Here is a 19,966-nt window from a genome sequence, read left to right as displayed (position 1 = left end):
GAGCAATCGCAGTCGTCCGCTTAACCGAGGATGGACTGACCATCGACATGGACCGGCGCCACATCTCCCCCACAGGTGCGGCCGGCCTGCAACAAGCCTTGAACGGCCTTGCCCCCAACAGTGGCCGTGAAGACCATCCCAAGGACTCGCGCCCCACAGCGGGCGACAGCGAACGCTGAACAACGATGAGGGCCGCACGGCAGACGCCGTGCGGCCCTTCCTGCTCCTGCTCTCTTACGCCGCCTTGGCGAGCTGCGTCTGCTCCGTAACCGTTGGCCGCAGCGACTTGCGAACCACCGTCACATAGGACGAGATCGGTACTCCCGCGCGGCTGTGTCGTCCCTTGCCGACAGGATGCAGCGTCACCTCTAGCAGCGACTCAACGATCAAGCGCTGCTGCGCGATGGTGAGCTGCTCCCATGCCCCTTCGACCTCCTCGCGTGAGGCAGCACCCGCCAGATCCGCGACGACGTCCGGAGCGCGAAGTGCCTTCGCAGTCTTCTCGGCCTCGTTGATCTTGGGCATGAGGCCCGATTCGATGGCGGCGAGACTGTCCGCGGACAACTCGCCCGCGATGGCCTTGTCGCGGAACTCCTTCAACCGCCCCTTGAGCAGCTCGGCCTCGGCCTCGGCATCGGCGATCTTCTTCTGCAACTCCTCGTCGCCCTTGGTGTACGCCTCGACGAACGCAGGAGAGGCGATCCAGTCGAACAGCTCGCCGCGCACGTACTCGTCGATCGGCGCCTGCTTGCCGCTGACGTGATAACCCTTCTCGCCATCCTGCCCAGGCTGCTTGCACTGGTAGTTCATGCCGTAGTCGGTCGGGTTGGACACGACCGGCACACGACACGACGAGCAGCCCATGATCCCCGACAGGAAGTACCGCGCCATGCCCGGACGCGAGTTGGTCGGCTTGCTTCCCTTAGCCGCGATGATCGACTGACACTTGACGAATACGCGCTTCGGCACGATCTCGGGCCACGCTTCCTCTTTGGTCACCTGGCCGTGGTGCGTGCGGGCGCCGGTGTACCGGACGTCGGTCGCGTAGTCCTTGATCGTCGCACCGTGCCAGATGGCCGCGATCAACGGCTCGCACCGCTCGTTGTAGTCGCGTGCGATGGCGAGCTGATCCTCACCCAGGGCGAGCCGCTCGACCGTTTCACTCCACAGCGGCAGGTGCTCGGGCTTGCTGGGCTTGTTGTGCGACAGACGCACGACCATGCCCTTGGTCCAGCGCAGGGCGGGTGCCGGTACGCACCGCTTGTTCAGGTCGGCAGCGATCGTCTTGTAAGCCTCGCCGTTCGCAACGCGCTTGCAGATTTCCTTGACGATGGGCGCCTGCTCGGGGTCCTTCTCGACCCTGATGAACGCGCCTGTCTGCGCGTCGTACACACGACGGTAGCCGTATGGCGTGACGCCGTGTGGCCTACCCGAGGCAGCGTTCGCGCGTAACGTCCGCTTGACGTTGTCGCGCAGCTCGTCGACCTCGCGCTCGCCGATCAGAGCGTCGAGGCCCGTGCGGAAACGGTCGTCCTTGTTCGACAGGTCGTAGACCTTGCCGCCGTAGCACCACAGAACGCCGTGCTTCGCACAGGTATTGCGCAGGCGCACATAGACGTCTAACTCGCGCTGGAGTCGGGTTGACGCCCACACGAAGACGATGTCGAGCTTTCCACCTCTAATCCACTCGATCATGCGCTCGAACTCTTCGCGCTCGCGGTCGCGGAAGCGAGAAGCCGAGCGGTCATCGTCGACGAAGTCTTCGACGATGCCCACGCCGAGGCGGTCGGCGTCAGCCTGCGAGGCGTCGAGCTGCTCGCGCACCGAGAACCCTCGGCGTGCGCTCTTCCCGCGGTACGCGCTCTTACGTGCGTACCTGCCGCCGCGCAAACCAGTGAGCGAGCGAGGACCCTCGCCCCGATCACCGGTAAGGACAAGGGAGCGAGGAACCTCGCTCCGAGCTGCAACAACAGACGTCGTCATGTAGCCCTCCAACGTCAAGACTATGTCTTGCGGGGGACTACGCTCGACATGCCCGTGATGCTCGCGCCCGTGCCCAACGCGATCGACTTCTCCGACAAGAAGGTGCTGATCGCCGATGATGTGGCGGACACCGGCAAGACGCTGAAGCTGGTCCGGGACTTCTGCCTCGGCACGGTCGCCGAGGTGCGCAGCGCGGTGATCTACGAGAAGCCGCAGTCGCTGGTCGAGTGCGAGTACGTCTGGCAGCGCACCGATCGGTGGATCAACTTCCCGTGGTCTGTCTTGCCTCCATGTCGTAAGTCTGGCACATAGATCACTCCGTAGCGCGAGGCTTTGTGATAGCCGCTTGATCGTTCAGCGTCAGAGGCACGCATCCGCTGCTCGGGAATGGCCTCTGAGCTGCGATGATATCGACGGCACTTCAACCTGCAACCTCTTGATCCGTAGGTTCGGAACCGCGCTGACGCTCTCTGAGCCTCGCAGCTCAGGAGGCACGGGCCGTCTGGGATGCTGGAGACCACGAGCGAGAGGGGCGGCGTCGATGGAGTGGAAGACGCACGGCGAGCGGCAGATCTACACCAACCCATGGGTGAACCTGTGCCTTGTCGATGTTGAGCAGCCGGACGGCCGACGTTGGGAACATCACGTCGTACGCCTGCGCCATCTCGCCGTTGCGGCCGTGGTCAATGATCAACGGGAGATCCTGATGATGTGGCGGCATCGCTTCATCACGGACGCGTGGGCCTGGGAACTGCCCATGGGGTTGATAGAGGACGGCGAGACCCCCGAAGAAGCCGCAGCCCGTGAGGTGGAGGAAGAGACGGGCTGGCGGCCTGGCCCCATGAAGCCGTTGATCTACGCCGAGCCCGCGAACGGGATCACCGACTCGCAGCATTACGTTTTCAGGGCGGACGGCGCTACCCACATCGGTCCCCCGACGGAGAAGAACGAGTCGGACCGCATCGAATGGGTTCCGCTGGACCGGGTGCGGGGCATGATCGACCGCCGAGAAGTCGTCAGCAGCGGCTCACTGGTCGGCCTGCTGTACGTCCTCATGGATGAGGCGATCCGCTGACGATCAGCTCAGCATGGCCCGCAGCCGCGCTTCGAACATCACGGCTGCGGGCTCCTTGCCGAACGGGGCAAGCCGCTGCTGGAACTCACGCAGATGACCGGTGACACGCTCCGAGCCAACGGCGGCGGCACTCTCCAGGGCGACTGTGGCCGTGTGGCATGCCTGGTCGAGATTGCCCCGCTGGAGCTGGGTTGTGGCCAGCCAAAAGGCGTGAAACGCCCGGCCTCGCTGATTGCCCCGATGTCCGCGCCGCAACACGTCAGCGATCAACGGCTCGGCAGTGGCCGCCTCGCCGAGTCGGCTGTGAACGATGCCGGTATCCACGATCAGCTTGGGCTCATCGAAGTACGTCACCCATGCCGGGTCCAGGTCGGCGTCTGACGTCCGCTCGAACTGGCGGTGCGCCTCGGCGAGGGCGGCATGGGCCGCGCTGGGGTTGTTCGTGGAGGCGTGGGCGAACGCCTCGCGCATCGCGAGCATCGCCATAACCCGTGGTGTCCCGCCACGCGCTCGGGCGGTGTCCTGGGCTGCCGTCGACAGGGCCACGGCGTCGGCTGGCCTGTTTTCATAGGTGGCCTGCAAGCTCATGCAGGCCAGCACATTCGCCATGAATTGCCGGTCGTCGATGGCCTTCGCGAGTTGCAGCGCTTCGGCGAAGTACGTACGGGCCTGGCTGTACTGGCGGGCGTCGAAGTGGGTCCAGCCGGTGAGCCTCGCCAGCTCGGCAGCGATGCCGTACAAGTCACGGCGCACATCGCTGCCGGACGCCTCCTTGATCATTTCCACGACGTAGCGAAGTTGCCCGACGACTGCCGGACGCAGCACTTCGCCCCCGTGCTGGTCGTCACGGCGCCAGTAGTCCTCAATGGAGGAGTGGAGCGCGCGCAACGTGGAAGGGCTGAGCCGTGGGCCCGAAGCCGCGGCAATGATGCTCTCAAGATCGCCGCTGGGGAGCGTGCTGACGAAGGTGGGGCGTTGGTCTATCGCGGCCACAGGGCCGCGCTGCCCGACATGGTCAGGATCGGCTCTCAGTACCTCGGGGGTCTCCCACTCACGTCGGGCGAGCCCGAGCATGCGACCTGGAATTCGTAGGCCATCAGCTACGCGTTCGATGACGCCTATGTCCCTGATCTGCCGTTCGCTCTTCATGACTTCCCCGACCCGGCTCGGGGTCAAGTCGCAGCGCCGTGCGATCAGCGAGGCATGAAACCCGCCGCGCCTCTTGGCCAAGCTGAAGATCCTTGGGAAATCGCGCTCGCGGCAAGCGCCGATCATCTCGGGGTCGCTCAGCAAGGGGGCCGGGAGCCCGGACGGCTCCTCGTACTTGGGCATTAGCGGCACTCCGGGGAAGGGCGGACGGGCAACGCTTGGCCGGATCTCTCGGTGTCTCAACGATGTTACCCACCGTGGGTAATCACGCTGGTGTCGTTTCTGGCGTCGTGCGCTGCGAGGCTGCTGGTCATGCAGCAGACGGGATCGAACGGGCGTGAGGTGGTGGGGCATTGGGCCCATCACCCGCGCTCTGTCAGCCAGGCGCGCGCCGAGTTGCGCAAGGCGCTGGCCGGTTGGGGTCTGGTCACAGTCGAGGGCACGGCACAGATCGTGCTGTCGGAGCTGCTGACGAACGCGATACGTCACACACGAGTGTCACCAGGTCAGGAGATCGAGACGCGATATCTGCGTGAGGGCGACGGCGTGCGGATCGAGGTTCACGACGCGTCCGACGAGCGACCCGAACTGAGGGACCCGAGCGTCGATGTGGCGCATGGGAGAGGTCTGGTCCTGGTGGAAGAGCTCGCGGATCGGTGGGGTGTGACCCCGTGCCCGGCGGTCGGCAAGTCGGTGTGGGCCGTGTTGACGGCTTCTGACCCGGGTGTTGGCCAAGGGACGAAGGGTGGGATGCGGCATGGCGAAGCGAACGCCCAAATGGACGGAACATGAGGCGGAGATCATCACCGCGTACCAGGAAGGCATGCGGGTCACAGAGATTCAGCGACGCTTCGGCATAGCGAGCACGATGCTCTACGACCTGCTTCATCGCAGAGGCGTACCGCTGCGCTCAGGCGGACGACGCGTTCCCTGGTGGCGAGGCGGCGTGCTGCTGCCTTAGAGACGGGGCGGGGGCTGCCGTTCCCCGGGAAGGACCCGGCAGCCCTCGCCCTCCAACTCCCCTCGGCCCAGTGTCCGTGAGGCAAGCACACAACCTGTGGGCTCTCCCTCACTGACGTCACACACTGCGCCTCGGGAGAAGACGGCGGACACTGCACCGCTCGCCGTCAGCGGTCCGGCTCCCACACTCGCGCCCAACCAATCGATCCGCGAAAGGGAGCCGGACCGCCCAGCAGAACAACGACAAACGCGAAACCGGACTACCCCTCGCAACCCTGGCAGGCCAAGAGGTAGTCCGGCGGAGAGTCCATGATCAGGACGCCGGTGCCCGATGGTACCGGGGTGGTTGTCGTGCTCGCTTCGACACCGCCCATTTCCAGGTGAGTTCAGACCAGGCGTAGGGATGGTGACGAGTGCAAGGCAGAACTGGGGCGGTGGGCTCGGTGGTGGCGGTCGCCAGAGCGTTTACGACACGCTGGTTGGCCACCGCGATACGGAAACCGACGCGGAGCGACCACGACGGCCTGAGCCACTGCGCGGCAGCAGCTGCTCCCCGCCCGCCACAGCCGGGCGGTTCGGTCTGCTCACGCGTCCGCATCCGTGACGGCGACAGCACGGCGGCCGGCCACATCGAGCCGGGGCCGACGATCGACATGCCCCCGGCCGGGCACCCCTCCCCTCCCCGCTGGCCGTTGCTACGCGCACAACGGCGATGGCCGCAGTCGGCGGACGGATGGCCATGTAAACCGCTCTGCGTGGCCGCCCCTCGATGGTTGGTATGCCGGGCCCGTAGTCCTGGCCGTGTTGCTGCGTCGGCGCATCCGCTGCGGTCGGCAGGCGCACTGTGGGAGCTGTTCTGGGTGCTGACTGCGGTTGGTGGGCTGCTGGTGTGGGGTGGCGCGCTGAGTGGCTCGGGGGCGCCGCTGAGCGGGGCGGCAGACAGGAGCGGGCGGCGGCCACGGGCCGCCAGCGCGCGCGGCCCGCGCAAGCGGGCCGCCTTGATCCAGTAAAGAAACTTTGAACAGCCGCTTCTATGCCTCGCTCGGTCGTCGCTGCGGAGGCGCGGAGCAGGGAGGTAACCAAGTGTGACTGACGCCACAGGGGGCGGATGTCTGAATGGGCCCGGAAATCGGACTTGGTGCAGGTGGGTAGGCATCAGTAGCGCGAACGGGGTAGCAATGAACGAACAAGAGTCGGCGGAAATCCGGGCTCGCCTTGCTGAACTCGAAGAGAAAATTGCCCAGTTGGAGGAGACGGCCCGTCGGATCGCTGAGGGCCTGGCCGCTAGCTCTTCTTCTGGCGTTCGGTAAAGCTGGCGAGTTGCTGGAAGACCCCCAGTAGATCGTCAACCTTGGCTGTGAGGGCGTCTAGGCGTTCGGATAGCTCCAGATACTCGGCGCTGGGCATCTGCCGCCGCCCTTCAGACTCGCCTGGCCCCTGGGGTTCCCCGGACTCCGGGGGCAGAGGGTCAACAACGAAGTTGCCCCGGCCCGGTGTGGAGTAGATCAGTCCTTCGTCACGCAGGACGCGCAGCGCGGACCGGGCGGTCATGTTCGCGATGTCGTACTTGGCTTCGAGGTCGCGTGAGGACGGGACCCGTTCGCCCGGCTTGATGCGGCCGGAGCGGATTAGCTGGCGGAGTTCGTCGGCGACCAGCCGATAAGGCGGAGTGTGGGTGTCCCTCGGCAGGCTCATAGCCCGAGGGTAGCCCGCTAAGCCCACTCATCGCACTAGAACGCGTGTTGCCCCCCTCTGAACCCTTCCGCGCTAGTGGGCCTGCGCGCGAGGTGCGCTATGTGCTTGACGCGCTAGCGCGCATGGTGCACTGTTGGTCGTGCCGCAACGAGCGGCTACCGATCGAACAGGAGCAAGAAGCATGGCTATGACCCGTATTCGCGTTGGGCTGCTGCCCTCGACGATGTTCATGGTCGGCACGCTGCCGGTGCCGAAGATCGCGGACCAGGAGACGGGCAAGATCGCTCAGGATCGTGACACCGGTGAGGACCTGTTCACGCTGACGGTGTTCCTCATGGAGGACGGCCGGGCGGAGCAGATGAAGATCACAGTTCCGAAGTCCGGTCTGCCGGACGGGCTGAACCTGGGCGTCCCGGTCCGGCCGATGGAGCTGTTCGCCACTCCGTGGGCGCGGCTCTTCAACGGCCAGCTGTCGGATGGGGTGGCCTACCGGGCGGCGGCGCTGGAGTTGGTCAAGTGACCGCCCCGACCGGACCGGGTCCGGCTTATCCGGTTGAGCCGGAGAGCGGGGATGACGACTCGCGGTTCACGAACGGTCTGCTCTTCGACGTGGCGAAGGTGATCGAGTCGCACGGCTACCCGAGGCTCTCATCGGGCCGTGACCTGCTGGAACTGCGGATATCCCTCTACCGATTCCTCTACACGAACAAGGACGTGCTGTGACTGTGGGAGATGTCATTGGGTCTGCCCCGGCTGTTGCCGGGGCGGCCCTGGCCCTGACCGGCATATGGGCCCTGTGGTGGCTGGTGCGCTACGTGCGTGCCGACACGATGACGCGGGCCAGTATGCGGCAGGTGATCGGCGTTCGGCGTCGCTGGCGTCGGCTCGCTCCGATGGTGGGGCTGTCGGTGACCGACAAGATGCCTCCAGCGGTGATCGTGGCGCCGGACGGGAAGGTGCCCAAGCCTCGCGTCCTGATCCCGAAGATCCGGGTCATGGCCGACCGGTACGGGGTTCTGGTGCACGCGGTCTGCCTGCCCAAGGTCGGCTTGGCGGAGTTCCAGCGGGCGGCCCCGTATCTGGCCGACGCGTGGCGGTGCACGCGGGTTTCGGTCCTGCCGGACAAGCCGGGGACGCTGGTGATCCGTGGGGTCCGGGTTGATCCGCTGATCGTCCCCACCGAGCACATCCCGACCGGGGCTGTGCCGGAGGATCTGGCGGTGTGGGATCTGGGCCTGGACGAGTACGCATTGCCAGTGAGCGTCAGCCTGGCCAATGTGCCCGGCGTGACCGTGGCGGGGCTGCCGGGCTTCGGCAAGACGTCTCTGGTCAACCGGTTCATGTGCGATACGGCGCCGTCCGACGCCGTTCAGTACGCGGTAGCCGATGGGAAGGTGACCTCGTCCCATGAGGGCGACTACGCCGACCTGACCGAGCGCATCTTCGCGTTCGTCGGTGACGATCTCGAAGAGGCGAACGCGCTGTTCACGCGGCTGGTCAAGCTGCGGCGGGACCGGTCGGCGTCCATCCGGGCCCTGCTGGGCGTGAAGAACATGTGGCACGTCGGGCCCTCGGCGGCCTGGCCGTTGACCGTGCTCATCGTGGACGAAGCGCATACGTACTTCCGCGACTACAAGGGGTCGGACACGCGGACGAAGAAGCTCGCCGCGCTGGCGGCGGAGAACGCGCGGCTGGTGGAGGACCTGGTGAAGAAGGGCCGCAACGTCGGCATCCTGGTGATCATCGCGACGCAGAAGGCGACCGGGGATGCCATCCCCACCTTCATCCGGGACGTGTGCCCGGTGGGCCTGTCCTTCGCCCAGAAGACCGCCGAAGCGGCCGTGGTCGCGCTGGGGGAGGACATCCGGAACTGGCCGGATGCCAGCCCGACCGCACTCCAGGATCCGGCCTATGTCGGCGTAGCCGCCATGGCGCACCAGGGGCGTCCCGGCTTTGCCCGCATCCGCACTCCGTACGTGGCCGACGCGGACGCTGCCCGCATCGCCAACGACACCGCGCACCTGACTCGCGACCCCGCCGAGCTGCTGGAGGAACTGGCGTCCTCGGCTATGTGGAAGGGCGACGCGCTGATCAAGGGGGAGGCCGAAGCAGCCTGATCCGTCCCGCTCGCTCGACACCTGAAAGGAGGTGAAAACCTCTATGTCTGAGGATCGGATCACTCAGCGCACGGTGACCGTGATCATGGGCATCATCGCGGCTCTGGCCTTCGTCTTCTCCTTCGGCAACGTCTGGGCCCTCGCGTTGCGCCTCGGCGTCCCCGACCCCATCGCGCCGCTGATCGCTCCGATGGTGGACCTGTCCGTCGTCGGCCTCTTGGTGGCCCTGCGGTATCTGTCCCTGCGTGGCGTCCCGGCCGAGCAGATCAAGGGCGCCACTCGGCTGATGCACGTGTCCGGGCTGCTGACCCTGGCTCTCAACGTCGCCGAGCCGATCGTTGCCGGGCACTACGGCCGGGCCGCCGTGGACGCGGTCGCCCCGCTCCTCCTCCTGGGCTGGGGAGCCGTCGGCCCGCAACTCCTACGCCACTTCCACACCGTTGCCCACAGCGCCCCGACCCCGACATCGGCCCCGGCCGCGCCGCCCGCTCCGGTCGAGAAGGCCCCAGCCACCGCGCCCGAGCCTGCCCCGGCCCCCGAACCGGTCGCGCCCCCGGTCTCACCGAGGCCGGAGACTTCCCCGGCGGTCACGGTGCCCGTGCCGCTGCTCAACGCAGCCCGCACCATCGCCGACACCTACCGGGCCGAGCACGGCGAGCCCATCACCCCGGCTCAGCTCCGGACTCGCCTCGGCGTCGCCATGCCGCTGGCCACCGCCGCACTCGCGCAGCTCTGACCCCGTGCCGGCCGTCCCGGCAATCCAAAAACCCCCGCCCCGACCGGGCCAGATTCGCCATGCCCCGAGCAGCACCCGCACCCCTCGCCGAGTGCTGCCCGGGGCCCCTCTTCCCAGAAAGGACGCAGCACCCGTGAAAGCCCCCTTGGACCTGCGCCACGTGGCGAGCCTGGCCCTGCGGGACCTCATCCACCTCGCCCACCACCCCGACTTCGACCGCGTCCAAGACCAGATCAACCGAATCCGCGGTTGCACCCGCCCGGTTCAACTCGTCGGCTCCACCGAAACCCGCGACGCCAGCACGAACGCGGTCCTGCGCACCTACACCACCGCCGACGAACCTACTGGGCGGCTGCTGACCGCCTGCGGCAACCGCCGCGCCTCCCGCTGCCCGGCCTGCTCCCGCCTCTACGCCGCCGACACCTACCACCTGATCAAGGCCGGACTGTCCGGCGGCAAGAACGTGCCGGAGACCGTGCGCACGCACCCGCGCCTGTTCGTCACGCTGACTGCCCCGTCGTTCGGGCCGGTGCACAACCGCCGCACCACCGACGCGGGCGAGAACCTGGCCTGCCGCTGCGGCACCCGCCACCCCGCCGACGACCCCGCCTTGGGCACCCCGCTGTCCCCGGCCACCTACGACTACGCGGGAGCCGTGCTCTGGAACGCCCACGCCGGAGCCCTGTGGGCACGCTTCACCACCTACCTCCGCCGTGAACTGGCCGCGCACCTCGGCATGACGCAGAAGGCGTTGAACGCGGCGCTGCGGGTCTCCTTCGCGAAGGTCGCCGAGTACCAGAGGCGCGGCCTGGTCCACTTCCATGCCGTGGTCCGCCTCGACGGCCCCGAGGGCAGCAACGAGCCCCCGCCCCGGTGGGCCACCGCCGACGCCCTCACCCACGCGGTCACCGAGGCGGCCGAACGCGCTGTGCTCACGGTCACCTCCGACGCCATCGGCGAACGCCGACTCACCTGGGGCGATCAGCTCGACATCCGCGAGATCGTCGCCCTGGGCGACGGCGAACTGACCGATCAGAAGGTGGCCGCCTACGTCGCCAAGTACGCCACCAAGAGCGCCGAAGACTCCGGCACGGTGGATCGCTCCCTGCGCTGTGCCCACTGCGCCGGGCGGGGCTATCAGTGCGGTCCTGACGGCTTCCGGGACCTGTGCGACGAGTGTGAGGGCACCGGCCAGTCCGAACTCATCGCGGACCTGCCCGTGCACAGCCACGTCCGCCAGATGATCCGCACCGCCTGGAACCTCGGCCACCTGCCCGAGTTCGCCGAACTCAAGCTCTGGAAGTGGGCCCACATGCTCGGCTTCCGAGGCCACTTCTCCAGCAAATCCCGCCGCTACTCCACCACCCTCGGCGCACTCCGCGACACCCGCCGCACCTGGCGCACCGAACAAGCACGCACCGCAGACGACCGGCCCGAGCTGGACGAGGAAACCACCCTCGTCGTCTCCCACTGGCAATACGTGGCCTCCGGCTACAGCCCCGGCGAAGAACTCCTGGCTGCCCAGGTACGCCACGACATCGCCCAAGCCGAACGCCTCAAGGCAGAAGGAGAACCCTGGCTGTGATCATCGCTACTGAGTACCCGACGCGGCGGGGTACGGCCTGTGACGACAACGCAGAACGTGAGGCGGCATGGCTGCGTAAGCACCTGGCACGGGCTCCCGAACGTGATGAGGAGTGGATACGGCGTGCCCGTCTGCTCCACGGCAGGGCATAGGGACAGAGAACACGAGGGAGCCCCGGCCGAAACCGGGGCTCTCTTGATTCAGCGCCAAACTGGATCGATCAAGTCGGGATCGAACTTCCGCTTGCCCCGGCCTGCGGGGTGGATGACCACAGCAGTGAGACTGTGCAACACGATCTCGCGCTGGCGCTCGATCGGGAGAGCGAAGAACTCCTCTTCAGTCAGATCGCCGACATTTCCCTTGGCCTCTACCTGCTTCTGCTCCTTGTAGAAACGGGCTCGCTCCAACTTCAGCGCGTCCCGCTCCTGCTCCTTGGCAGGCAACAGCTGGAGGAGGGTGGACACGGTGATGGTCTTTGCCTTCTCCGCCTCGATGAGCTGGGCAATGTCCTGGAGCAAGTCCTCAAGCTCACGTTCCCTGGGCCATCGCGCCTCGACCGGTACGCCTGTGGTAGCGGCCTTCTCGCGCTGCTCCTTGAGTACGAGCCGCGCTATCAGTTTGTCCACGGGGTCGCCGACGCGGCCGACCTTGCCGCACCCGCCGTTGACCTTCGAGCACTGATACTTGTACTGCGCTCCCTTGGAGCCGGGCTTCCACTTGTGGTTCACCTGGCCCCGGATCTTGCTCTTGCACAGGCCACAGCGTGCGATGCCCGACAGCAGGTACCTACGGGCGAGCGACTGTCCAGCCTTCGTCTGCTTGCGCTCGGCGATGGCTGCGCAGACCGCCTCCCACTCCTCGACGGTGTTGATCGGGTCCCACTCGCCCATGACGGGCTGGCCGTCGTCGCCGTGCAAAATCTCACCGTGGTAGGTGCGGTACCCCACCAATCGAGGGTTGGTGAGGATGTGCTCCACGTGGTGGTGGGCCATCCGCTTGGTGCCTTGGCGGGGGTTCCCTAAGCCCTGTTCCTGCCATCGGGTTCGGATGGTGCCGATACGGACCCCGGCGAGAACTTCCTTCTGCGCCTCGCGGATGTGCTTCGCCGCTTCCGGATCGACCTTGTTCCGGTCGTCCTTCAGCCACCCGTAGGGCGCCGGACCGCCGTTGGCCTTTCCTTGCTGGGCCAGCTGAAGGTGCTTGCGCTTGATCCGCCGCGACGTGTCGTGTGACGACTTGTTGGCGAAAGCCACCATGACGCGCGCCATGGTCCGTCCGTCCGCCGTGCCGAGGTTCACGTCATTGGTGACGGTCGCGAACTCCAGTCGCGGGCGCTCGTCGAAGATCTCGATCAGTCGTTCAAGGTCTCGGGGCTGGCGCGCTAGCCGGTCGAGGTCATACGCCACGACGCCATCGATCAGTCCGGCGCGAAGATCCTTGAGCATGAGTTCGAATTCGTCGCGCACGACGTTGCGTTTGAACGCGGATACGTCGTTGTCTTCGTAGATCTTCACAGGCTGCCATGTGCGGAGATCCGCCAGCCGCTCGCAGTCGGTACGCTGGCGAGCCACGCCGAGCGCATCGCCCTCGTCGTCCCGTGAGATGCGGGTGTAGATCCCCACCTTCCGCGCCACGAATACACGCTCCCCCTGCTCTGACCTGCTTCGATGGTGCAGGAAGAGATTACTACCATCATTCAGTTCACTTGCCCTGGAGCGTCGAACCGCCCGTCGTGCGGCGGGAGGGGCAGGTGCGGGACGCCTGACGGGCGGTGGCCCGGCACCCATGAGGTGTGTGTGAGATGAGGGGCCCGCTGGTGCGGGCCCCTTGGTCATGCGGCCATACGGGCTGCGGTCGTTCGGCCATGTGGCCTGCGGTTCGCGCTCTGTGGCGCCGTCCTTACAGCGTTCCCAGCTTCACCAGGCTCAGCAGCGCGATCAGCTGGAGCGCCGACGCGCCCAGCGCCTTCTGCCACGGCAGGTCGTGCGACTTGCTCACCATCGTGGTGAAGAGCGCGCCCGCCGCCAGCCAGGTCACCCAGCCCACCACCTTCACCAGCGAGCTGTCACCGCCCAGGAACAGCGCGAACACCAGCCGCGGCGCGTCCGTGATCGACATGATCAGCATCGACAGGCCGACGGTCGGTGCCCAGGTGCCGTCGCCGCCCAGCTGGCGGGCGAGGGTGTGGGTGACGGCGCCCAGGATCAGTCCGCTGATCACCATGGCGACGCCCGCGGTGAGCACCCAGGGGATGCTGTTCGACATCGGGGCGTTGAGGACGTCCTTACGGGCGTCATCGAAGCCGAAGACCGCCAGCAGACCGTAGACGAAGGTCACGATCAGCGACGTGCCCCACACCGCGTAGTCCCGCATCTGCCAGAAGGTGGCCGACGGGCGCAGCACGATGCCGCTCAGCAGCTGCTTCCAGTGCAGCCGGGGGCCGGCGGGCGGGGCGGTGGAGGAGCCGGCACGGTATGTGTGCCCGGCGTAGCCGTCGTCGTACGAGCCGGGGGCCTGGCCGTACGGGTCGTACGCGTCGGGCGCCTCGCCGACGCTGAACTGCTGTGTATGGCCCGCGTTGTTGTCCGCGTACCCGCCGCCCTGTCCGTACGGTCTCTGCCCCTGGCCGTAGCCTCCGGGGCCGGGGCCCTGCCCGGGCCCGGGGCCGTAGTGCGGGTCCTGGCCGCCGAAGTACTCCGGCTCTCCCTGTGAGGAGGGCTGCTGCCACTGCGGCTGCTGCTGACCGCCGTACGGGTCGTGCTGTCCGTACGGCTGCTGCGGCCGCTGCTGCTGCCCCTGTTGCGCGGAGTGGGAGTCCCGTCCGCGTCCGATCCTGAATCCAGCCACCATTCGAACGTACCCGGTCGTAGCGGGCCGGGTGTGGGAGCTGTGTGACGTACCAGCCATTGCGGCCGAGCTGTGACATCCCCTAGGGGGTCCCTTATGGGTTTTCCCCCGGTGGTAGCTGGGGGTGGCTGGTGTTCGCGCGTTGGTAGTCCCTCAGCCCCTGTGCTTCAGTCCTTGTCCGCCGCGAACGGCTTGCTGCTGAAGGCCGTCTTGTCCGCCTTACCGTCCGTGATCCACCACCACTCGGGACGTTCGCCGTACCGCGAGAAGGCCAGACCACGGCCCCACGCCAGCACGACCTCGTCCTTACCGTCATGATCGAAGTCCGCGACGCCGTAGAGCCGGGCCGCGCGCTCGCCCTTACGGACGGCCTTGCCGTCCACGCTGGCGGGTGCCGCGCGGGTCAGCAGGCGGCGGTCGGCGACGCGGGGCGCGGTGGCGTGGGAGCCGCGCCGCAGGGTGAGCAGTTCGACGCCGCCCCGTCCGAGGGAGACGGCCAGCTCGTCGGTGCCGTCGCCGTTGGTGTCGGCGGCGGCCAGCGTGCCCGACATCCCGGGCACCTTGAGGGGGCGCGGGGCGGAACCCGCCGTCCGTGCCGCCCCCTTGAGGTAGACGCTCACTGTCTTGCCGATGTCGGCGCGCTCCGTCTCTCCGCCCGGTTCGTCGTTGCGGGTGCCGCTGTCGCCGACCGCGACATCGCGGCGGCCGTCGCCGTCGAAGTCGCCGAAGGCGATCGAGTTGCCCTCGCGCAGCGGGTGGCCCTCGTGGCTGAGGCCGTGGGAGCCGGCGGGGAGGAGGACGGAGCCGGACTGGTCGTTGTCGTTGACCGTGTGCACCACCAGATCGGTGGCGCGGGGGCCATCAGCACCGTCAGCGCCTCCCTCGCCGCCATGGTCGTCATCGCCCGCGGTGTCCGCGATGGTGTCCGCGATGAGATCGCCGATCTCGCCGTGGCCGTCCAGCGGACTCGTGTACGGAACGGTCCTGGCGGCCTTGCCCGCCCGGTTGAACGGCCCGTACAGCACCAGCAGCGAGCGGCGGTCCTCGCGGATCAGGGCCAGGTCGTGGTGGCCGTCGCCGTTGAAGTCGCCGACGGTCGGGCGCTGGGCGTCCACACCGTCGTCCGGGCCGGTCAGCTGGACGCGGGCGGCGGAGCGGGTCCGGCCGGGGCCGCCGGGGCCGCCCCAGGAGATGTAGGGGACGGTCCGCACGGTGGCCTGGGTGCGCTCCGTCTCGCTCTCGTCGAGCGCCGCGCCCGCCGTGGTGGTGACGTCGGCGTAGCCGTCGCCGTCGAGGTCGGCCGTGGCCACCTCGGTCGCGCCCGCGACGGTGACGTCCTCGGACGGCAGGCCGAGGTCGCGATGGCGGAGCACGGTGCGGGTGGCGGGATTCAGACCGTGGGACGAGCCGTGGACGAAGGCGATTCGGCTGGGCAGCCCGCCCTTGCGGGACGGGACGGGGATGCGCAGATCGGGGTAGCCGTCGCCGTTGACGTCGTCCGGCAGCCGGCTGCCCTTGCCGTGGGGAACGGGGGCGGTCGCGGTGGGGGTGATGACGGATCCGGTGGCGGAGGAGGCGCCGTCGCGCTCGCCTGGTGAGCCGTTGTCGTCGGGGCCGCAGCCGGTGAGCAGCAGGGCCAGGCAGGCCGTACCGGCGGCGACGTAGGTGGCCATGGAGGTGGCCGCTGAGGTCGCCCTGGAGGTCGCCATGGAGCCGGCGGGGGAGGTTGCTACAGAGGTGGCTACAGATGTGGCGGAGGAGGCGGCAGAGGCGACAGAGGCGGTGACGGGGGCTGCGGGGGCGGCGGTGGTGGAGCCGGTGGGAGTGCGGGGAAGGGAGCGGCGCCGGGAGCCCGGGACGCGGCCGGGTGGTGCTGTGGGGGGAGGTGCGGGCGTCATCGGCCCACCTCAACCCATCAGGGCGGCTCAGGCCATGGGGCACGGCACTTCGTTACGAGGGTGATGCCTGGTTTCCACCCTTCGCCGCTCGGCGGTCGTTCCGGATGATGCGGGATGGATCAGTCCGCTTGGCTGTAAAGATGACCTTTGGAGCACAAGGGCTGTCCAGGACATTTACGAATGCCGCGTTGGGCATGATCCTGTAGGGAATTCGCAACGTCGTTGTGAGAAGGGATACTTCACGGCCAGTATCGGTAGTCGTCCGACGCGGAACTTCGACGCGGAAAAGCGGGGGCAAGCCATGTGCTTAAGGCGCGATGTGCGAGTGATGGGTGAAGCGGCGAGTCCGGTGGAAGAGGGCGCGGGCGGGGTGTAGGCGCGATGTCGGACGGGAGTGCTCGGCCGGCGGCGGGGGATGCCGCTCGCCCGCCGCTGAGCGAGGGTGCTAGAAATAGCGACATGGCCGGACTTTTCGGTCGACCACGGGTTCCGCTGGCCCGCACGATGACCGACTGGCGCCCGCGTGGTCGGCGTGAGGGGCCCCGCTCGGCGTGGGAACGACGCGGGCGGCGCGATCAGCAGGACACGCAGGACACGCAGGACACGCAGGACACGCAGGACACGCAGGACCAGCGGAACCAGCAGGACCAGCGAGATCAGCGCGATGAACGTGATCATCGGGATCAACGCGATGAAGGCGATCAGCCCGATCAGCCCGATCAGCGCGGTCAACCCGATGCGCAGGGCTCGCCGGGCCCCCATGACCGCTGGGGTGCCCAGGGCCGGCCGGACACATACGCCCAGCGGGGCCCGCTCCGGCCGCCGCAGCGCACCGGCGGCCGGAGCGGCCATGATTCAGGCCGTGACGGCCGTGACGGCCGCGACCCCGGCCGCGGTTCCGGTCACGCATCAGGTCCAGGCTTCGGCCGCGGACCAGGTCCTGGCTTCGGCCGCGGATCAGGCCCCGGTTTCGGCCCCGGATCGGGTCCCGGCTTCGGTCCGGGCTCCGGCAATGGCTCCGCCCACGGCAGGAGCCATAGGCTGCGCTCCCGCCTGGGCCGTCCGGTACGCGGCGTGCGGACCGTGGCCGGTCAGGTCTTCGTCCTCCAGGTGGGGGTCGTGCTGCTGCTGGTCGTCGCGGCCGTGGCGGCGCTCGTCCTACAGTCCCGCTACGACAGCGAGCGGGAGGCCAGTAACCGCTCCATGGCGGTCGCCGAGAGCTTCGCGAACGCGCCGGGCATGGTGGGCGCGTTGCGCGGCCGCGATCCGAGCGCCGTGCTCCAGCCGCTCGCCGAGCGGGCCCGTAAGGGCTCCGGCGTCGACTTCGTCGTGGCCATGACGCCGCAGGGGATCCGCTACACCCACCCCAACCCCGCCCGCATCGGCAAGCACTTCATGGGCAGCATCCGCGCGGCGGCGGAGGGCCGGACGGTCCAGGAGACCTTCACCGGCACGCTCGGCCTGTCCGTGCGGTCCGTGGTGCCCGTCAAGGACAGCCACGGGAAGGTCGTCGGCCTGGTCGCGGCCGGTATCACGATCAAGAAGGTGAGCGGTGCGGCCGACCAGCAGCTGCCGTTGCTGTTCGGCGCGGCCGCGGCCGCGATGGCGCTCGCCACGGCGGGCACGGCCCTGGTGAGCAGGCGGCTGCGGCGCCAGACCCATGGGCTGGACCCGGCCGAGATGACGCGGATGTACGAGCATCACGACGCGGTGCTGCACTCGGTGCGCGAGGGCGTGCTGATCGTCGGCGGCGACGGCCGGCTGGTGCTCGCCAACGACGAGGCGCGCCGGCTCTTCGAGCTCCCGCCGGACGCCGAGGGCAGGCTGGTGTCCGAGCTCGGCTTCGATCCGCACACCGCCGCGCTGCTGTCGTCCGGGCGCCCCGCCACCGACGAGGTCCATACGGCCGGTGAGCGGCTGCTGTCCGTCAGCCACCGCCCCACCGACCGCGACGGCGGCCCGCCCGGCAGCGTCGCCACCCTGCGCGACACCACGGAGCTGCGCGCGCTGTCCGGCAAGGTCGACCTCGCGCGCAACCGGCTCAAGCTGCTCTACGACGCGGGCGTCTCCATCGGCACCACGCTGGACGTGGTGCGCACCGCCCAGGAGCTGGCGGAGTACGCGGTGGCCCGGTTCGCCGACTACGTCTCGGTGGACCTCGCGGACTCGGTGCTGCGCGGCGAGGAGCCCCCGGACGGGGTGCCGGGCGTCGGCAGCCCGGACACGGGCTCGTGGGGCGCCGTGGCGGCCGCCGACGGCGCCTGCACCGTCCTGCGCCGTACGGCACTCAGCGGCATCCGCGACGACGGCCCGCTCTACCCCCTCGGCATGCTGATCGAGTTCGGCCCGGGCGCGCCCCAGGCCCGGGGCTTCCGCACCGGAGCGGTCACGGTCGAGCCGTTCCTCGCGGACTTCGGCGGCTGGCAGGAGCAGGACCCCGAGCTCGCCCGGCGGATCGTCGACTACGGAATCCACTCGATGATCACGATCCCGCTGCGGGCCCGGGGCGTCGTCCTGGGCGTGGCCAGCTTCATGCGCGCGCAGAAGCCGGAGCCCTTCGAGGAGGACGACATCTCCCTCGCCGAGGAGCTGGTCACCCGGGCCGCCGTCAGCATCGACAACGCCCGCCGCTACACCCGCGAGCACACCATGGCGGTGACCCTCCAGCGCAGCCTGCTGCCCCGGATGCTCCCCGAGCAGAACGCGCTGGACGTGGCGTACCGCTATCTGCCGGCGGAGTCGGGGGTGGGCGGCGACTGGTTCGATGTCATTCCGCTGCCGGGGGCGCGGGTGGCGCTGGTGGTGGGTGATGTGGTGGGGCACGGTCTGCACGCGGCGGCGACGATGGGGCGCTTGCGTACGGCGGTGCACAACTTCTCCACGCTCGACCTTCCGCCCGATGAGATCCTCTCCCATCTCGACGATCTGATCGCCCGGATCGACCAGGACGAGGGCCCTGGCGGGCTGGACGGCGACGGCAGTGGCGGCAGTGAGGGGATCACGGGGGCCACCTGTCTGTACGCGATCTACGACCCGGTGACGCGGCGCTGCACGATGGCGCGGGCCGGTCATCCACCGCCCGCGCTGGTCCGTTCGGACGGTTCGGTGGAGTTCCTCGATCTGCCCGCGGGGCCGCCGCTGGGCCTGGGCGGGCTGCCGTTCGAGACGGCGGAGCTCGAGCTCCCCGAGGGCAGCCATCTGGTGCTCTACACGGACGGGCTGATCGAGAAGCGCGACCGGGACATCGACACGGGTCTGGAGATGCTGCGCGCGGCCCTGGCCCACCCCGGCCGGACGCCCGAGGACGCCTGTACGGCGGTGCTGGACGCGCTGCTGCCGGACCGTCCGAGCGATGACATCGCGCTGATCGTGGCCCGTACGAGGGTGCTGGAGCCCGGTCTTATCGCCGACTGGGAGGTGCCCTCCGATCCGGCGCACGTGGCCGAGGTGCGCGCCGCGGTGGCCCGGAAGCTGGCGGAGTGGGATCTGGGCGATGTCGCGTTCACCACCGAGCTCATCCTCAGCGAGCTGATCACCAACGCGATCCGCTACGCGACCGGTCCGATCCGGGTGCGGCTGCTCTGCGACCGCAGCCTGATCTGCGAGGTCTTCGACACCAGCAGTACCTCGCCGCATCTGCGGTACGCGGGGACGACGGACGAGGGTGGCCGGGGGCTCTTCCTGGTCTCGCAGTTCGCCGACCGCTGGGGCACCCGCTACACCTCGGACGGCAAGGTCATCTGGACCGAGCAGGCGCTGCCGCTGTCGAAGAGCGGCAAGCCGCGGGCGTAGGGCCCTCATGAGAGCCGTAAGGGCGCCACGGCGGCCGTAAGGACGTCAGGCACCCAGGAAGCCAGGAAGCCAGGAAGCCAGGAAGCCAGGAAGCCAGGAAGCCAGGAAAGCGTGAAGCCCGCCCACGGA

General features: G+C 68.5%; 14 protein-coding genes and 1 pseudogene. 9 read left to right on the top strand and 6 right to left on the bottom strand.

Annotation, left to right across the window (positions count from 1 at the left end; genetic code table 11):
- Positions 1-234: 234 nt before the first annotated feature.
- Positions 235-1,983: a recombinase family protein gene (locus tag NQU54_RS12240; protein ID WP_257631147.1), complete on the bottom strand. Its 1,749-nt coding sequence runs from the start codon at positions 1,981-1,983 to the stop codon at positions 235-237.
- Between the two features lie 33 nt (positions 1,984-2,016).
- Between NQU54_RS12240 and NQU54_RS12235 the strand changes: the two are divergent.
- A pseudogene (locus NQU54_RS12235) lies at positions 2,017-2,295 on the top strand (phosphoribosyltransferase); the annotation flags it as partial.
- 229 nt (positions 2,296-2,524) lie between these two features.
- Positions 2,525-3,058 carry an NUDIX domain-containing protein gene (locus NQU54_RS12230; protein WP_257631064.1) on the top strand — a complete coding sequence of 178 codons (534 nt, stop codon included), beginning with the start codon at positions 2,525-2,527 and terminating at the stop codon, positions 3,056-3,058.
- A 3-nt stretch (positions 3,059-3,061) separates the two neighbouring features.
- On the opposite strand, the gene NQU54_RS12225 is transcribed toward NQU54_RS12230, so the two are convergent.
- Positions 3,062-4,390, bottom strand: coding sequence for an NsdA family TPR-like regulatory protein (locus tag NQU54_RS12225; protein ID WP_257631063.1), 1,329 nt, complete (start codon positions 4,388-4,390; stop codon positions 3,062-3,064).
- 129 nt (positions 4,391-4,519) lie between these two features.
- Between NQU54_RS12225 and NQU54_RS12220 the strand changes: the two genes are divergently transcribed.
- Positions 4,520-4,999 (top strand): ATP-binding protein, encoded by a 480-nt coding sequence (locus tag NQU54_RS12220; RefSeq protein WP_257631062.1) that lies wholly within the window; start codon positions 4,520-4,522, stop codon positions 4,997-4,999.
- 1,452 nt (positions 5,000-6,451) lie between these two features.
- Here the strand turns inward: NQU54_RS12220 and NQU54_RS12215 are convergent.
- Complete coding sequence (locus NQU54_RS12215; protein WP_257631061.1) at positions 6,452-6,862, bottom strand: GntR family transcriptional regulator; 411 nt, start codon at positions 6,860-6,862, stop codon at positions 6,452-6,454.
- Positions 6,863-7,049: 187 nt separating this feature from the next.
- Between NQU54_RS12215 and NQU54_RS12210 the strand changes: the two genes are divergently transcribed.
- From NQU54_RS12210 to NQU54_RS12190, 5 genes are all read left to right on the top strand, one after another.
- Positions 7,050-7,382 (top strand): SCO3933 family regulatory protein, encoded by a 333-nt coding sequence (locus tag NQU54_RS12210; RefSeq protein WP_257631060.1) that lies wholly within the window; start codon positions 7,050-7,052, stop codon positions 7,380-7,382.
- On the top strand, positions 7,379-7,585 hold the full coding sequence (locus tag NQU54_RS12205) for a hypothetical protein (protein WP_257631059.1): 207 nt from the start codon (positions 7,379-7,381) through the stop codon (positions 7,583-7,585). The genes NQU54_RS12210 and NQU54_RS12205 overlap by 4 nt, the downstream gene beginning before the upstream one ends.
- Positions 7,582-8,979 (top strand): FtsK/SpoIIIE domain-containing protein, encoded by a 1,398-nt coding sequence (locus tag NQU54_RS12200; protein ID WP_257631058.1) that lies wholly within the window; start codon positions 7,582-7,584, stop codon positions 8,977-8,979. Before NQU54_RS12205 ends, NQU54_RS12200 begins: the two co-directional genes overlap by 4 nt.
- Before the next feature lie 43 nt (positions 8,980-9,022).
- The gene (locus NQU54_RS12195; RefSeq protein WP_257631057.1) at positions 9,023-9,715 is read left to right on the top strand and encodes a DUF2637 domain-containing protein; all 693 of its coding nucleotides are present in this window, start codon (positions 9,023-9,025) and stop codon (positions 9,713-9,715) included.
- Positions 9,716-9,848: 133 nt separating this feature from the next.
- Positions 9,849-11,300, top strand: a complete 1,452-nt coding sequence (locus tag NQU54_RS12190; protein ID WP_257631056.1) for a replication initiator — start codon at positions 9,849-9,851, stop codon at positions 11,298-11,300.
- 200 nt (positions 11,301-11,500) lie between these two features.
- On the opposite strand, the gene NQU54_RS12185 is transcribed toward NQU54_RS12190, so the two are convergent.
- The 3 genes from NQU54_RS12185 to NQU54_RS12175 form a co-directional block, all read right to left on the bottom strand.
- A complete protein-coding gene (locus tag NQU54_RS12185; RefSeq protein ID WP_257631055.1) occupies positions 11,501-12,934 on the bottom strand; it encodes a recombinase family protein in 1,434 nt (477 codons plus the stop codon).
- Between the two features lie 265 nt (positions 12,935-13,199).
- A complete protein-coding gene (locus NQU54_RS12180; RefSeq protein WP_257631054.1) occupies positions 13,200-14,150 on the bottom strand; it encodes a Yip1 family protein in 951 nt (316 codons plus the stop codon).
- A 164-nt stretch (positions 14,151-14,314) separates the two neighbouring features.
- The gene (locus NQU54_RS12175; protein WP_257631053.1) at positions 14,315-15,856 is read right to left on the bottom strand and encodes an FG-GAP repeat domain-containing protein; all 1,542 of its coding nucleotides are present in this window, start codon (positions 15,854-15,856) and stop codon (positions 14,315-14,317) included.
- Between the two features lie 1,263 nt (positions 15,857-17,119).
- On the opposite strand from NQU54_RS12175, the gene NQU54_RS12170 reads away from it, so the two are divergent.
- Positions 17,120-19,837 (top strand): SpoIIE family protein phosphatase, encoded by a 2,718-nt coding sequence (locus tag NQU54_RS12170; RefSeq protein ID WP_372505855.1) that lies wholly within the window; start codon positions 17,120-17,122, stop codon positions 19,835-19,837.
- Positions 19,838-19,966: the final 129 nt, after the last annotated feature.

Origin of the sequence: Streptomyces malaysiensis subsp. samsunensis, assembly GCF_024519315.1 — a bacterium.
Taxonomy (GTDB): Bacteria; Actinomycetota; Actinomycetes; order Streptomycetales; family Streptomycetaceae; genus Streptomyces; species Streptomyces malaysiensis.
This window is presented reverse-complemented; position numbering and strand designations above follow the sequence as displayed.

Bases quoted from the DNA above. Each gene is read 5' to 3' on its own strand.
- NQU54_RS12240 (WP_257631147.1), bottom strand. From the start codon at position 1,983: ATGACGACGTCTGTTGTTGCAGCTCGGAGCGAGGTTCCTCGCTCCCTT.
- NQU54_RS12230 (WP_257631064.1), top strand. From the start codon at position 2,525: ATGGAGTGGAAGACGCACGGCGAGCGGCAGATCTACACCAACCCATGG.
- NQU54_RS12225 (WP_257631063.1), bottom strand. From the start codon at position 4,390: ATGCCCAAGTACGAGGAGCCGTCCGGGCTCCCGGCCCCCTTGCTGAGC.
- NQU54_RS12220 (WP_257631062.1), top strand. From the start codon at position 4,520: ATGCAGCAGACGGGATCGAACGGGCGTGAGGTGGTGGGGCATTGGGCC.
- NQU54_RS12215 (WP_257631061.1), bottom strand. From the start codon at position 6,862: ATGAGCCTGCCGAGGGACACCCACACTCCGCCTTATCGGCTGGTCGCC.
- NQU54_RS12210 (WP_257631060.1), top strand. From the start codon at position 7,050: ATGACCCGTATTCGCGTTGGGCTGCTGCCCTCGACGATGTTCATGGTC.
- NQU54_RS12195 (WP_257631057.1), top strand. From the start codon at position 9,023: ATGTCTGAGGATCGGATCACTCAGCGCACGGTGACCGTGATCATGGGC.
- NQU54_RS12180 (WP_257631054.1), bottom strand. From the start codon at position 14,150: ATGGTGGCTGGATTCAGGATCGGACGCGGACGGGACTCCCACTCCGCG.
- NQU54_RS12175 (WP_257631053.1), bottom strand. From the start codon at position 15,856: ATGGCGACCTCCAGGGCGACCTCAGCGGCCACCTCCATGGCCACCTAC.